The following is a 14,719-nucleotide window of genomic DNA, read 5'->3' on the forward strand; positions in this document are numbered from 1 at the left end:
AACACCCACAACAAACGTCGTCGATTGCAAAAGAACAACGAACACTCACCGAGCGAGGCCTCCGACGGCAATAAAACGGCGAGTCCACCGGTTCAGGCGGTGAGCTAAAGGTGGAGAGTGACCTGTGAACCGATTGCCAGGCAAGCGGTGAAGCGGTGGCAAAGAGTTAGCTTGCGATCGACGCTGCGGTGATGATGAACAGGACAGCTATCCATGCGGCTTGGCCTAGGGCGAGAACTGAGTTCTTTCGCCACATAATGGCTCGCGGGACGCCGAAACTACTCGCGTTCCGGGCAATGGCGACAAGCACAAAGCTCACAAGTGCGCAGGTCACAAGCAGGCCGACAACGAGAACGATCATCGAGCTAGTCGCGAAACTAATGCCACATAGAAGCAGGGCTACAGCGAAAACTCCCCACCACGTTTCGCGCGTGGGGAGGAAATGCCAGGTCAAGTTGTGCTGTTCTTCCTCTGTCCGCGGCGTTTCGGCCGAGGAACGTCCACCGCACAGCTCCACCGCCAGATCCGACAATCCGGCACCTTCACCTACAAGTGTCGATTCTGCATAATGGCCGCCGTCGAACTTCTGGGCACCACCGAGCCCGGAATACTGCCGCAGCGACATCGTCCGCGACCCCGCAAATGCATTAAAGCCGAGCCCGAGCACAACGCCGGCAAAGGCCACGACCAGCAAGTACACGATAAATGGAGTCACAGATTCCGGAGAGGAAGAGCCAAGGAAAGGCGGCAAACTCCATCCTGCGATGCCACGTCGGACGAGGACACCGATCAGACCGCCAACCAGGACTAACGCCACTGCACGGAACGCGGCAACCAGCACATAATCGCGAACATAGCGGACAATGGTCAGGCCGAACGCTCGATAAGCCAACAAGCGTGGATTTCCGTACGGCGTGAGGATGCACCACACCATCGCCGTGGTCGCACCGAACACGGGCTGCGACGCATCCATCCATAACGCCAGGACAACCATCAGATCCACTAACCAGCGGGTACCTATTGACACATCGGCCAAGGACAAACGGTCACGAACTGGCATGACACACCCCCCTACGCGTCATCCGTCGGAAAATCTTCGACAACCGTGCCGCCAGAGACGACGAGGAGGCGATCCGCGGACGCATGCACCAGCTTGTCGGCGCGACGGTCGGCTTGATTCATCACCACAGTCCTCGGGTGTGCAGCGCAATCAGCCACGACCGCCGACAACAGCGTCCTGGCCTGCGTCGATAAGTGGTTGACTTTCGTGGAGAGGTCCAGCTGGAAAGCGCGAGACACCATTTCCGCGTAATCGTCGTCCCAGTTTGGGTAACGACGAGCCGCAGTGCGAAGCACCCGGTCGGCACGCCACTGAGCGGGGTACCGAACCGACACCCCGGCCAGAACGGTGCTGTCCATTGTGCGGGCGTTGCCATAGGGGGACTCGCCAAACACGGAGACAATTCCGCCCGAAATGCGCTCTTGACCAGCGAGAACCTGCAAAATATTGGCCGCCGACGCCGACGGGCTAGGAGTAGCCACGTTCGGAGTGGCGGTGGTAGGGGTGGAGGTAGCAGCAGTGGTAGCGGTCCGGCTACCAGTGGATTCAGGCGCGGATTCCCCCACAAATGAATAAATCAAGCCCTCGTGCAGCGCTAAGTTGCAATCGCGGACGAGAATCGAGGCATCCTTGCGGCGCCGACTCCCCCACGGTACGGACCACACACGGCGGGCCTCCGCCACCGTAGTTTTCCGCATCCACGCGATCGGAGCGTCGGCGGGATCCCATTCCCGCCACTCTCCAGCAGAACGATCGCGCGAAGCAGTAGAACGGTCGCGAGCATCTGCCGTCGGGTCCGTCGAATGCAAGTCCATACCCTCTACTCTTTACCACCTTGTCCTCTACGAGCGCGCGGTGAAACCCCGACATTGAGCGCCAACTAGCCCCCGTTAAGGTGATACATAGCGAACTACTATTGGATAGTTGGGGGAACCAATACAGTGGGGGCTCCCCGCAAAATGCACTAGAATGCGGGCGCGTGAGTCAGCGTTAGTGACTAGAAACCGCTAACCTGAACCCCAGAACCTTTTACAAAAAGTTAGATAAATTTTAGTTAGGAAACCGTGAACGATGCTCGAACGCACCTTAGTTTTCGTCGATACCTCTTATCTTCTAGCAAGCTTTTACAACTCATGGGAAGAAGGTGCCCGAACACAGCTCGAAATTGATCTACCCGAAGTCTGTTCAGTACTCGACCGAATGATTACACAACATGTTGGCCAGCCTGTACAGCGACAAAACTGGTACGACGGCATCCCGGATTCCGGGCCTCACCGGTACCAACGCGCACTCCGGACAGTCGACGGGGTTCAACTACGCGCGGGGTTGCTAATCGAGACTGGGCAACGGCGCACACAAAAAGCGGTCGATACCAGGCTCGTTGCCGATATGATTCTGGCGGCGGTCCGCCAACAGTGCTCCGACATGGTGCTCGTGTCCGGCGACCAAGACATGATCCCCGGTGTTGTCGAAGCGTCCGCGATGGGAGTGCGGGTTCACCTCTACGGGTTCAGCTGGGACTCGATGTCCAACGCCCTCCGGCACAAATGCGACTCGATCACCGTGCTAGATCCACGCGAAGACTTCGCCGATACCATGCAGATCCAGCCACTTGAGGGGCCCATTCCGCCGTCCATTCCCCCGCGTCCGCTGGAGGCGCAGGATCCCATTGTCGACGGCCAAGCAGGCGACAATGCGGCCTCCGGTGACGCACCGACTGGGGATGTTTCATTTGACAAGACCGCCCCGGGCGATGGCGACTCTGATGCTGGTAAATCCGGTGGTGACGGTTCCGAGGGTGGCGCTTCGGGCGCTTCCGTTGGTGGAATCGGCGTGGCTGATTCCCCCGCCCTATCGGCTGACAAGCGGACAGCGTCCCCAGCTGGAGACAGCGCCGACAACGGTCAGCCGACGCAAAATATGGGTGGCGACGACCATTCCTCACGTCCGGATTCCGCCCATGCCCATGAGGCGAACGCTCATGAGGCGGATCGGCATGGAGCGGCCAGCCAACCCGGGAACACCGGCGAAGACACGTGGACATCCCGGCGCGTCCGCGGGAACAACAATGCCGCCGTTGGTGAGCATGGCGGGCAATCAATGTCCGCCCACGAATCTCACTCAGCGGGGTCAACTCCATCACGCCCTACTCCGGCCGACATGATGGCCTGCGCCCGACGGAGCGCTAACGCAGCGGATCGTCGGCACAGTGGGGATCGCGATGGGAACCGAGATGGGAACCGCGGACCCGAGGCCAGCACCACGACGGCGCAGGCCCGTCCCGCCGATGCTGACCAGGCGGTACCAGGGCAGACGGAGCATTCGCCGTCGGGAGGATCACCCGCGACACGAATTCCGGAGTCCAGCGTCGGCAAGCAACGAACCACTCAACCGGCTGAAGCAGTCGGGGGAGCCCTGGCGGCGAACGAAGGCTCCACGACGGAGGCGGCCGATAATCCAGCGCCGAAGGACGACAGCAAGCCCGAGGACCCGCGCTCGGCGGATCGGCCGACCACTGTGGCGACCCCGGGGAGTGTTGCTGCGCGCCATCAAGCAGCGCAACTGGCGGCATCACAGCAGGCATCGGATGGGGGTTCCGACGGGACTGCGTCGGGCGATGACTCGAACGATGACTCAGGCAACGGCAGCGCTCACGAGGCTTCAACGCCCACGCCACAACCCAAACCCGCGCCCAAGCCATCGATGATGGCACCACGGCGGAAGCTCCGGTCGCGGTACGTGCCACTGCCTAACGAGATCTGGACGACCACGGGATTCCAAACCCCGTTTGATGTCGGCCAACAGTATGCGACCTGGTGGTTCCATCATATCGCGACCGAGGAACAGCGTGACAGTGCGCACGTTCTCTCCGGCGGAGGGCTCCCGCCGAATGTGGATCGCCCGCTCCTGCAATTCGCGTGCGAATCGTTGCACGAATACACGCTGAGCGAATCGCAGCGCGTTAGCCTGCGCGACGGGTTCCACACCGGTATCCGCGCGATCCTGATCACTGGCGAGGACTAATCGCTCCCGGGGATTGCCGACGGCGACGCGTGGCAATATCCCCTCTGTCCCACCGATATGCCATGATCTACCCCATGGCATCGAAAAAGGGGAGCGATACGTCGCACAAGGATCCAGCATCCACACCAGTTGCGGATTCCACCACGACAACCCATGACGCGGACAGTGTCGATAACGCCGACGTGACCGCACCCGCAGATCCCATCCTGCCTGCTACAAGCCGCACCACAGACCACATTGGGCTCAGGCGAACCATCATAAACATGGCCCTGGCGGTGGCCGGTGGCGCGATCATGTCGCTGGTTTTCTGGCGCCTCATGAAAACCACGCACTATCCGGCTTTTAGCAACTCCAACGTTCTCAAGGCGCTCTCCACGCTGACCTCAGCCATTCTCATTGTCGTCGTTGCCGCCCTCCTCATTTGGTGGGTTCACGACGAAAAACAAGCTGAACGTGGTGGCATCGACAAGAACACCGGTGCAAAAAACTCCGATGCAAAAAATGGAGCTGTCTCCCCCGCTGTTCGTCGTCCCCGATGGCGAGTCTGGTTGACATACATCGTCACCTACATGTCCCCCGCCGGACTAGTAGGCACAGTGCTCACCATCCCCCTGTCCGCAACTCGCCTGTACCTCGACGGAATCTCGGTAGACCAGGCATTTCGGACGCAATTCCTCACCCGGATGACCGCGCAATTTGGCCTCCACGACATGGCCTACCCGGATATCCCCACCTTCTACCCCGCCGGGTGGTTCATTACGGGCGGGCGATTCGCCCACTACACGGGACTCGCGGGATGGGCCGCATTCCAACCGTGGGCCATCATCACACTCAGCGCAGCAGCGTGCATGCTCGTGCCCGTATGGCAACGCATCACCGGCAGCCTGCCGCTCGCCACCACCATTGCGCTCACGACCACGGCCATCATGTTGTCTATGTCGTCGTTCGAGCCCTACGCGGCAATCGTCGGCATGGGGATCCCCGCTGCAGCTGTGTTCGCGTGGCGTGCCATCAACGGAGCTCGCTGGTCGGCACTCGCAACAGCGATCTTCCTCGGCGCATCGGCAACCCTTTACACCCTGTTCACCGGTGTTAACGCTCTCGCCATCGTCGTCATTGGGCTCGTCATAGCCATCCGTCGGAAATCGTTCTTACCGATCATCCGGCTCGCGGGCATTGGTATCGGCTCCCTCCTGATCGCCGCGACTGTCTGGGCTCCCTATATCAAGGACCTGCTGACCAAACCACACGGAAGCACAGATACAGCGCAGCACTACCTACCTGCCGACGGGACACAAATCCCGACACCCATGTTCCACATGACTGTCCTCGGGTTCCTCTGCCTCGTCGGTGTTATCTGGCTCATTGTGCGCTTCACCCATCCCATTGCGATGCCGATCGCTATCGCTGTGCTGACCTACTACGGCTGGGTGCTGCTCTCCATGGCCGCCACACTCCACGGGACAACGCTGCTGGGGTTCCGCCTGGAACCGCCGATCACCATGCTGCTCGCTACCGCCGGTGTGCTCGGACTACGTGATGCCCTCACGCACGGGATACCTGCTCTGTACCCCGAGCGGTTTGCCACCGCGGCACCCACAATCACGCTGGTCATCGGCGTAATCGTCGGGATTGCTGCCACCGAATTCGCAGCGACAATCCCCTGGTCCATCTCCCACTCGATCAATTCCGCTTACTCCGACACCGACGGCGACGGGCATCGCAACGACGGAGTCCCCGCAGATTCTGGCACCTATTACCAGAAAGTCGCCGACACCATCGGGCGCGAACCCACTGACACCGTTCTTCTTGCCGACGAACAGGCCTTCATGGCGTACCGCCCCTACCTCGAGTTCCAGGCGCTAACCGCCCACTATGCCAACCCGCTCGGCGAATTTGTGGAACGGAACGCCGCCATCGAGAAGTGGTCAGAGGCAGAAACCCCCGAGGAACTCAACTCCGCCATGGACGACATGCCCTGGCGGAAACCCGACGCCATCCTCTTCCGTGGCTCCGTCGACGATGATGACTGGGCCCTGAACGTCGCTGATGATGTGTACCCCAGCGACCCGAATGTGCATTTCCGTTCCATCCGCTTCAACCCCGAAGCATTCAGCGACTGGACAGTGACGCAGGTTGGACCATTTATTGTCGCTGTTAGACCCCAATAGATGTCAGGTGATGTAACCAGAATGGTCTCCTCACAGGAACGTGACGTAGACTCCCAACACGTGTCACGGGTGAAAACTGACGGCAATAAAGGAAGCAGTCCCGCCCCGCAGCAGCCACATAGTGAAGGCTCGGGCGGAGGCTCCCGCATTCGACGTACCAAAATAGTGGCGGCGGTCACCGGTATTGCCGCCTTCCTACTGTTCATACTCACCCCCCTCCTGCCCGTCAAACAGACACAATCGTCCATTGACTGGCCCCAAAACGACAACATAAATTCCGTTGTCGCACCCCTGATTTCTTATTCCCCCGAGTCGCTCGACTTCACGGTCCCGCTTTCGCTGGTTGACAACCTCAACGACAATCAGACGGACCTTCTCTCCACCCTCCCGCACGATTCACGATTCGTCGCGCCCCGAGGGCTCATTGTTCGCGCCACTGACGGCGGTGTCGACGTCATCAACCGCAGCCAGGTCATTCTTCAGATCACGAACTCGACGCTGGACTCACTACCCGATGACGCCGCCCTCAAGGTTCACTCCGACGCGACATCGACAACCATTGATGTGCCCGGACAGACCGACAAGAGTGGGAAAAAGCTCTCCGCAACTGTGAACGGGGACAGACGCCCACAGATGACCGGTGTCTACACCGAGGTCTCGTCGAGCGCCAAGAGCGACGCGATTAACGCCGGGTTCCAGGCACACGCGACTATCGACTCGCGGTTTACGTCGCGGCCAACCTTGGTGAAATACGTCGTGATGATCGCAGGACTTATCTTGGCGTTGGTCTCCCTTGTCGCGCTCTGGAGATTAGACAAGGTCGGAACGCGGAAACGTGTGCCCCTGCTGCCGAAGAACTGGAAGAAGTTCACTACCCTCGACGGAATCGTCAGCACCGTACTGACCTACTGGTACTTCTTCGGTGGGAATACGTCGGACGATGGCTACCTGCTTACGATGGCGAGGGCCTCCAAACACTCCGGCTACATGGCCAACTACTACAGGTGGTTCGGCGTACCTGAATCTCCCTTCGGCGCCCCCTACTATGACCTCCTCGGCCTCATGGCCCGGGTTGGGACGACATCCACGTGGATGCGGCTGCCCGAAATCATCGCCGCATTCCTCACCTGGTTCCTTCTCTCACGGTGTGTCATCCCACGCTTCGGCCCAGAAATCGCGAAACGAAAAGTCCCCTACTGGACCGCGGGCTTCGTGTTCCTGGCCGTCTGGATGGCCTACAACAACGGCCTGCGCCCCGAGCCTGTCATCGCCCTCGGCGCGATCTTGACATGGGTCCTTCTAGAACGGGCCATCTGCACGGACCGACTGGCCCCGGCAGCTCTCGCCGTCATCGTGGCGTCGATTTCGCTCGCGGCGGGCCCAACCGGACTCATGGCTGTGGCTGCACTCCTGGCAGCACTGTCCGGCATTTTCCGCATCGTCATCCACCGCCTCGACGCATTGGGCACCCCGAAATCATCAAGCAAGAAAGCGGTTGTTGGTGGTGTCACTGCACTACTAGCACCATTCCTCGCAGTGGGCACCGCAATCCTCGTCGCGGTCTTCGGAGATCAAACTCTCTCCACTGTGATGCAGTCGATCAAACTGCGCGGATTTATCGGCCCATCACTCCACTGGTATGAGGAGTCGGTTCGCTACGAAGCGCTCTTCTCTGCGACAGAAAACGGGTCCTTCGCGCGTCGATTCCCCATCTTCATGGTGATTCTGGCCCTGGGCACCGTGCTCGCCGCGATGCTGCGCCATAAAACTGTGCTGGGCGCACGACCTGGGCCGACGCAGCGACTCGTGCTCGTCGTTATCGGAACGGCGTTCTTCATGGCATTCACGCCGACGAAGTGGACCCACCACTTCGGCGTCTACGCAGGTGTGGGAGCTGCTGTTGCTGCTCTAGCCTCGGTTGCCGCGTCGCAGTTTGCCGCGCGATCCGTCCGTAACCGGTTCCTCTACCTCGGTATCACCATCTTCCTGGGAGCTTTAGCGCTGGCAGGGATTAACGGCTGGTGGTACGTCTCCTCACTGGGCGTCCCGTGGTATGACAAACCCATCTCGATCAAAGACACCCAAGTGTCCACCATTGTGTTGGTCATCGCGCTGCTCATCATGGTGTGGGGAGTTATCCAATCCTTCCGGTTGGACATTCAAGAGACGCTGGCCGAAACCAACTCAGAGAGCGAAGCGCTGGAAAAACGTGAACGCGCGCGAGCACAACGGTTCGCTGCTTTGACGTCATCGCCCATTGCTGTTCTCTGCGCGCTCGTCGTCGTCTTTAACTGTGCAGCCATGGGGAAAGCGTTTATTAAGCAATACCCCGCGTACTCCGTCGGGCTGGGAAATATCCGCACCCTAGCGGGGAAAACCTGCCAGATGGCGGATTATGTTGAGGTGGAAAAACACCCGTCGAGCAACATGCTCTCTACTGCCGACGGCAGCAAGTTCAAGGATTCATTGACCGCCGATAACAACCAAAACTTCGGCGCGAATAATATCCCGGCAGCCATCTACCCTGACATCGACTTCAACACGGTTGACACTGTTGATGCTGCGGAACAAGAAAGGGCGGAGAACAACAAGTCACGGAACTCGACTAACAACTCGTCCGATACGGATAGCTCCGATCAGAGCACGAACAACTCGACCAGCGGGCCACAAACATTAGGGACGAACCGCGGGGAAGCCGGGGCCGGTGACTCTGAAAAAGCGAATGCCCGGGGAACGAGCAATTCGAGTTCGAGCTCCACGAGCTCCGCTGGAACAAAGGGTGGTACCCAGCACACGCGCGGGATTAACGATTCTGCGGCTGCTCTTCCGTTCGGGCTTAACCCCAAGAAAGTGCCGGTTGTCGGCTCATACAGCAGCGGCATTCAGGTACCTGCCGAGACTAAAACGTCGTGGTACAAACTGGACCAGCGCACATCGCCGCTGATCGTGGTGTCGGCTGCGGGATCTATTAAACACATCGACAGCAATGGAGTTGTCCAGCCGGGTCTCGACTTGGTGCTGGAGTACGGCCATAGAGATGACAGTGGCAAAGTCACCAACACGGGTGAACTCCTCCCCATTGATCCCGGCCCCGCACCCATGTGGCGAAACCTCCGGTTCCTCACTTCAGACATTCCCGACGACGCTAACGTGCTCCGCCTGCACGCTAAAGATAAAGAGCTAGCGCGGCGGGACTGGTTAGCGTTCACGCCGCCACGGATGCCACAACTTGAGACCCTCAATTCCTATGTGGGCCGCAAGGACCCGGTATTCCTCGAGTGGGAGACGCCGCTGCAGTTCCCCTGCCAGCGTCAATACGATCACTGGGCCGGAGTTGCAGAGCTGCCGAAGTACCGAATAGCGCCCAGCTATGACTCGCAACGCGCCAATAGCGGATGGATGGACTACAGCGGCGGCGGATCCCTCGGCCTGATCGAAACGACCACCGTCCCCATGGCTCTGCCCACCTACTTCCGGGATGACTGGGGACGTGACTGGGGTGAACTCGACTTACTCCTGCCCCCTGCTAACTCGAAGAAGAAAGAGATTAAACCCGGGCATATTACCGAAAAGACCGAAACTCGTTCCGGTCTATGGAACCCTGGCCCAATGAATTACAAAGACCAGGGGTCGTCCGCCTAGGCCGGTTGGGGCTAGGCCGGGTGCGTCTCGCCTGACTGGAACCGTCGGACAAGCTTTTCGGTAGCACCTTCGACATACTCGGCGGCGTGCTGAATGGTGTCATCCTTGTCACCCGCTCGGTCTGACACCTCAGCGAGCCCAATGACATCCGATATTCCGGCGTCCGCGAGCTCGTCATTCTGAACGTTGACTGCTCCTGCAACAGCCACGGCCGGAATGCCACGCGTCCCAGCCCGGCGCGCTGCTGCGACGGGTACTTTCCCGGACAACGTCTGTTGATCTAGAGAGCCTTCGCCGACGATCAGCAGATCGGCTCCGGCTTCTAAAGCTTCGTCAAAGCCGTTGAGCTGGGCAACGGCATCAAAGCCGGGAGCGGTCACAGCGGAACACGCCGCCGTCAAGCCAGAGGCGAAACCGCCCGCTGCGCCCATTCCTCCATTGCCTGGATCAAAGTCTGCGTTGAGACGAGATAAACACGCTGCCCATTGGGATAGTCCTTTCTCCAGTACGTCTATTTCGTGGAGACCTGCACCTTTTTGAGGTACATAAACGGCGGCCGCGCCGTCTGATCCGAGGAGGGGGTTGGAAACATCCGTGGCGATGATGATGCGGGCACGATCAGACTCGGAGTCAGAATGATGGAGACGAAGGGAGGGCATGAGATCCGACGTGTCAATCGCGCGGGCGTGGCACAGGCCTTTGCCTCCGGGCGCAACGTCATTGCCATCGGCGTCGAGGACGCGGTCTCCAAGTGCACGAAGTGCCCCACTTCCGCCATCGGTGCAGGCAGAACCGCCAATCCCGCAGATAATAGTTGTTGCGCCGGCGTCCACCGCCGCCCGAATTAATTGCCCCGTACCGTAGCTGTCCGCTCGCAGGGACGCGTCTGGCCCCGGGGTGATCCACGCCAACCCACTGGCTTCCGCCATTTCGATGACGGCAATGGAATCGTGGTCCTCGTCCCCGTTGTGGCCATCAGAGCGCTTAGTGAATTCATCCATTCGACTCGTGTGAGAGCCACTGGGGTCGCGGGCCGTCATGAGGACCCACCGTGCGTCATGGTCGTCGCCAAGGGGGCCGCATACCCTCGTTACACGCAGGTCAGCATCATAATCCCCACCAATACGACGACCTCGGCGGGACGCTGACAAAGCAACCTCGACAAGGCCTTCGCCACCGTCGGACACGGGAATTGTCATGCACTCGGCGCGCGGGAGGGCACGCTTCACCCCACGCTCCATAGCCTCCGCTGCCTCCGCGGCGGTGAGCGATCCCTTGAACTTGTCCGGGGCTATCAGTACACGCATAAGGGCCGTCCCCTGTGTAAACCGGGTGCAACCGGGTATCGGGTGCTACCGGCTGCTATCAAATGCTGGTGAGGCTATGAATTCGAGTCAGGAACGGACTGAACCTGCTGTCCCTGGTCAAGCTGGGTCGAACCAGTCGATCCGCTCTCGCTACCCGAGCTGGAGCTTTGGCTGCTACTCGAAGCCTCAGAGCTTCCCGCAGTCGAACCGCTGGAACTCGTTCCCACACTTCCCGACGAACCCGACGATCCCGCATCGGAACCGTCACTACCAGGCGCTCCACCACTGCCCAGAGCAACCATCGCATCTGACAGTGCATTTTCCAGCTGCCCTAAGGTGGTCCCAGCGTTCGCGCCCAAAAGTCCTTGGAGCTGGTCTTTCGGAAGCCCGCCGTTCTGAGATACTTCGCTCACGGCCCGGACAAGCTGGTCAGCCAATTGACCACCGAAGCCCTCTTCACGGATCGTGTCCCACAGCTGAGACAGCGACACCGTTCCGGCCGCCACGCCCAACGTCGCCACCAGAACCGAATCCGGAATGGGGACGTTAAACGAATTCCCAATGGTCTTGAGAACCGGGTTTGAGCTAGTCTGCAGCTGATGCTGGATGTCGTTGGACACGCTTGCCGACGCCACATCAGCGTCCACGGCTGGTTTCACCGTGGTGGCCACACCGCCAACCGGGGTGTCTTCCTTCATGCTCTTCGCCAGCGAGGCGAGCTCGGAGTCCGATCCGTCGTACTTGTTCAAGTCGACTTCGGTGTTAACACCGTCAACGGACCCTGAACCGGAGTGCTGCCAGAATGTGACGTGGTTCCAGCCACCGGGGATGGTCGATGGCAAGGAATCCTCGTAATACGCCAGCCACAGCGGCATGTCGGAGAACTCCGTGGTGTTCCCCATGCTGTTAATCCAGAAGCTGTAGTAGGTGTACATGATCGGCGTGCGGCCGGTCTGCTTCTCGACCTCATCAACCCAGTCACGGACCCACTTTTGCAACTGGGATGGGCTTAAACCGCCGGTCTCCTCCAGGTCCAGAGCTGGGGGTAGCGACGGCTGCGGCTGGTTGGCTAGTTCTTTCGTGTAGAACTGTGCCTCTTGGCGCGGATCTCCACCGGGCCGGGCGTAGTGATACGAACCAATCGTCAGGCCAGCGGCTTTGGCTTTCTTCGAATCGGATGAGAAGTATGGGTTGGTGTAACTCGTACCTTCCGTGGCCTTAATGAACGCGAACGACTGGTTGTCGTTGGCCACTGAATCCCAGTCGATCGCCTGCCCACCGAAGTGGTTGTTGCTCGAGACGTCGATGCCGTTGAGGGCATCGGCTGGCGTAAACCCTGTCGCCGTGGACACGAGGGCGGCCGTCGTCAGTAATGAGCCTGTCATAAGGGCTGCGCCGGCGAATTTCCGGTGTTTCATCGTCTTCGGGAACGGGTTGAGTCCCGGGATGATTCGACGAAACCGGGTACGCGAACGTGCGGCGGAGGGCTTACGCAAGTTAGACATGACCACACTTTAACTCATTAGACACATAAACAACAGGCGAAACACGCTACTCATGGGATTACTTGCGTATCATCGCTTTCTCTACCTGGCACAGCGAGGGCTCCACATGGCATGACAATTGCCGACGAAACCACTGCCCCGCAAAGAATGGCCGCCTTATTCCGCCTCATTGCGCAGCGGTCGTCGGCACTGATGGATATGGGGTGTCACTCACGGGAATCAGGTCCCAGGCTTCTTTATGGCTCGGCAGGGGACGCTTCTTATCCCTCTTCGCCTTCGACCAGTTTTTAACCAAAATGACGATGGTCACAGCGAGCAGAGCAAGCCAGTCGACGATGACGGCAACCAACTGGAGTGAACTTGGCCATTGGAAGTTCCACCATCCGTGGAACGCAATCGCGCCGAGCACACTACCGATGCCCACCATCAACCGCCACACCATAGATTTGTTGGTCAGCATGAGGGCGCTGGCAATTCCGAAACCGGCCAGACCTGCGCACATGGGGTGCAAACCGAAGCCCAATCCGGTGCGGAGGATCCACATTTCGGTGGCACCTTGAACGTCCGAGGTCGCGTTATAGAGAGCCCCGCCCCCGCTGTACACGAAGTTCTCCATGATCTCGAACCCCATGCCGACGGAAAGACCAGCCAGCAGTCCGTGCCACGGCCTATCCCACACGCGTCGTGCCATGAACAGGATGACGAACACGCCCAGCGCTTTGGCAAGCTCCTCCGGGATCGCACCGGTTGCGGAGGCTTCGAACCGCCCCAGGCCCGCTTCCTTCAAAATGTCGGAGAACGCGAGCTCCGTGATCATGACCGTGGAGATAACCATGAACGCTCCCCAGTAGAGGCTCACGAGCACCCAGATCAGGCTGCCTTTTCTCCAGATCGGCAGGAATCGCATGATGGCTAAGAATACAATGAGGTAGATCACGGCTCCCACCACGCCCACTGCAACGGCGTCGGGTGTTTCCGCGAGAGTCATGGCCGACATGAAGCCGCCAGCGATGAGGCATACCACCGCCAGAACGATGTATGTCCAGGTGAATACGTCTTTTCGCATTACGCCTCCCCCGTATGTGGTAGGTGTTCGTCGGACTCTCCGCGAGAATCATTGTCACTGGTGGCCGACTTCGTCAGCGCCATGCGCACGGCATCGGTTTTCAGGCCACACGCGGAAACAATTTTGCTCATTGTGTTAGCTAGGGCGTCGTCGTCGGCGCTGCTCACGGTGGCGATAATGGTTGTTGACTTATCGTCCTTCTTGGTGAAAGCCGCTGACACCACTTTCTTCGCATTCGGATTGGTGACGGATTCCTTCGGCTCCAGGGCCGTCACGCGCGCGTCCCATTCGCCATTGGATGCCTCCATCGTGGGCAGGTCGCCGTCGATTTTGACGTGGGCAGTAGCCCGGATGCCGCGACGGAACACGTGGTCGACATCGTCGTTGCCTGTCATCGTGGCCGTATCGATGTTGACATTGCCGCACTTGTAGGTGGATCCGTACGGGTTATCGTCCGACTGGTCGTAGCATTCTCCCAGGTTAGGCCCAGTAAAGTTCGTGCTATCTTTCATGCCGACGGTGATATCCCCGCCGTGTTTATCGCCGGGGTAGTCACCGGGCGCGCCCTTATCGATAATGACCGGTGCGGCTAGCAGTCCTCCGACGACGATTAACGACGCTGCCCAAATCGCGGTTTTCTTTGATCCCTGCGGAAGGGGTTGATAACGGGATGCGTCGGCGTCGAGCTCCCGGGCCGTGTCAAGATCGCCGGCTGCGTCAGGATTTTGACCTCCCCCGACGCCTCCGTCGACGCCTGCGACGGTGCTGTGCGTGGGTGGCTGCCCCTCTTGTGGTGCGTCCCCCCACGGCGGTATGTCGTGTGTTTTCTCGCCACTCATAACGAAGGACAATAGCAGCACAGCGGGACATCAGGCTGCCTGCGCACATAGTTTTTGTATGGAAAGCACCACAGAATGACAGGCGATGGGTAGTATCTGGGTGGT

General features: G+C 59.5%; 9 protein-coding genes. 3 read left to right on the top strand and 6 right to left on the bottom strand.

Going from position 1 to position 14,719, the window contains the following annotated elements; translation table 11 throughout:
• Positions 1 to 166 precede the first annotated feature (166 nt).
• On the bottom strand, positions 167 to 1,060 hold the full coding sequence (locus ACWORE_RS10135) for a hypothetical protein (RefSeq protein ID WP_455303713.1): 894 nt from the start codon (positions 1,058 to 1,060) through the stop codon (positions 167 to 169).
• Between the two features lie 11 nt (positions 1,061 to 1,071).
• Positions 1,072 to 1,875: a hypothetical protein gene (locus ACWORE_RS10140; RefSeq protein WP_455303714.1), complete on the bottom strand. Its 804-nt coding sequence runs from the start codon at positions 1,873 to 1,875 to the stop codon at positions 1,072 to 1,074.
• A gap of 256 nt (positions 1,876 to 2,131) precedes the next feature.
• Here ACWORE_RS10140 and ACWORE_RS10145 point away from each other — a divergent pair, with 256 nt between their 5' ends.
• The 3 genes from ACWORE_RS10145 to ACWORE_RS10155 all read left to right on the top strand — a co-directional run bounded on the left by ACWORE_RS10145 (position 2,132) and on the right by ACWORE_RS10155 (position 9,897).
• Complete coding sequence (locus ACWORE_RS10145) at positions 2,132 to 4,084, top strand: NYN domain-containing protein (RefSeq protein WP_455303715.1); 1,953 nt, start codon at positions 2,132 to 2,134, stop codon at positions 4,082 to 4,084.
• A gap of 74 nt (positions 4,085 to 4,158) precedes the next feature.
• Entirely contained in the window at positions 4,159 to 6,255 is a 2,097-nt protein-coding gene (locus tag ACWORE_RS10150; protein WP_406605361.1) for a galactan 5-O-arabinofuranosyltransferase, read from the top strand.
• 60 nt (positions 6,256 to 6,315) lie between these two features.
• Positions 6,316 to 9,897 (top strand): arabinosyltransferase domain-containing protein, encoded by a 3,582-nt coding sequence (locus tag ACWORE_RS10155; RefSeq protein WP_455303716.1) that lies wholly within the window; start codon positions 6,316 to 6,318, stop codon positions 9,895 to 9,897.
• Between the two features lie 11 nt (positions 9,898 to 9,908).
• Here the strand turns inward: ACWORE_RS10155 and ACWORE_RS10160 are convergent, their stop codons facing one another.
• The 4 genes from ACWORE_RS10160 to ACWORE_RS10175 all read right to left on the bottom strand — a co-directional run bounded on the left by ACWORE_RS10160 (position 9,909) and on the right by ACWORE_RS10175 (position 14,614).
• Positions 9,909 to 11,204, bottom strand: coding sequence for a glycerate kinase (locus ACWORE_RS10160; protein ID WP_455303717.1), 1,296 nt, complete (start codon positions 11,202 to 11,204; stop codon positions 9,909 to 9,911).
• Positions 11,205 to 11,278: 74 nt separating this feature from the next.
• On the bottom strand, positions 11,279 to 12,709 hold the full coding sequence (locus tag ACWORE_RS10165) for a glycoside hydrolase family 25 protein (RefSeq protein ID WP_455303718.1): 1,431 nt from the start codon (positions 12,707 to 12,709) through the stop codon (positions 11,279 to 11,281).
• 166 nt (positions 12,710 to 12,875) lie between these two features.
• Positions 12,876 to 13,775, bottom strand: coding sequence for a PrsW family intramembrane metalloprotease (locus tag ACWORE_RS10170; protein WP_455303719.1), 900 nt, complete (start codon positions 13,773 to 13,775; stop codon positions 12,876 to 12,878).
• Positions 13,775 to 14,614: a hypothetical protein gene (locus ACWORE_RS10175; protein WP_455303720.1), complete on the bottom strand. Its 840-nt coding sequence runs from the start codon at positions 14,612 to 14,614 to the stop codon at positions 13,775 to 13,777. The genes ACWORE_RS10170 and ACWORE_RS10175 overlap by 1 nt, the downstream gene beginning before the upstream one ends.
• Positions 14,615 to 14,719 lie beyond the last annotated feature (105 nt).

Source organism: Corynebacterium sp. c7Ub_26 (assembly GCF_053760365.1).

What these genes read in the sequence shown, in the direction of transcription:
- ACWORE_RS10145 (WP_455303715.1), top strand. Translation starts at nt 2,132, where the DNA reads ATGCTCGAACGCACCTTAGTTTTCGTCGATACCTCTTATCTTCTAGCA.
- ACWORE_RS10150 (WP_406605361.1), top strand. Translation starts at nt 4,159, where the DNA reads ATGGCATCGAAAAAGGGGAGCGATACGTCGCACAAGGATCCAGCATCC.
- ACWORE_RS10140 (WP_455303714.1), bottom strand. Translation starts at nt 1,875, where the DNA reads ATGGACTTGCATTCGACGGACCCGACGGCAGATGCTCGCGACCGTTCT.
- ACWORE_RS10170 (WP_455303719.1), bottom strand. Translation starts at nt 13,775, where the DNA reads ATGCGAAAAGACGTATTCACCTGGACATACATCGTTCTGGCGGTGGTA.
- ACWORE_RS10175 (WP_455303720.1), bottom strand. Translation starts at nt 14,614, where the DNA reads ATGAGTGGCGAGAAAACACACGACATACCGCCGTGGGGGGACGCACCA.
- ACWORE_RS10160 (WP_455303717.1), bottom strand. Translation starts at nt 11,204, where the DNA reads ATGCGTGTACTGATAGCCCCGGACAAGTTCAAGGGATCGCTCACCGCC.
- ACWORE_RS10135 (WP_455303713.1), bottom strand. Translation starts at nt 1,060, where the DNA reads ATGCCAGTTCGTGACCGTTTGTCCTTGGCCGATGTGTCAATAGGTACC.
- ACWORE_RS10165 (WP_455303718.1), bottom strand. Translation starts at nt 12,709, where the DNA reads ATGTCTAACTTGCGTAAGCCCTCCGCCGCACGTTCGCGTACCCGGTTT.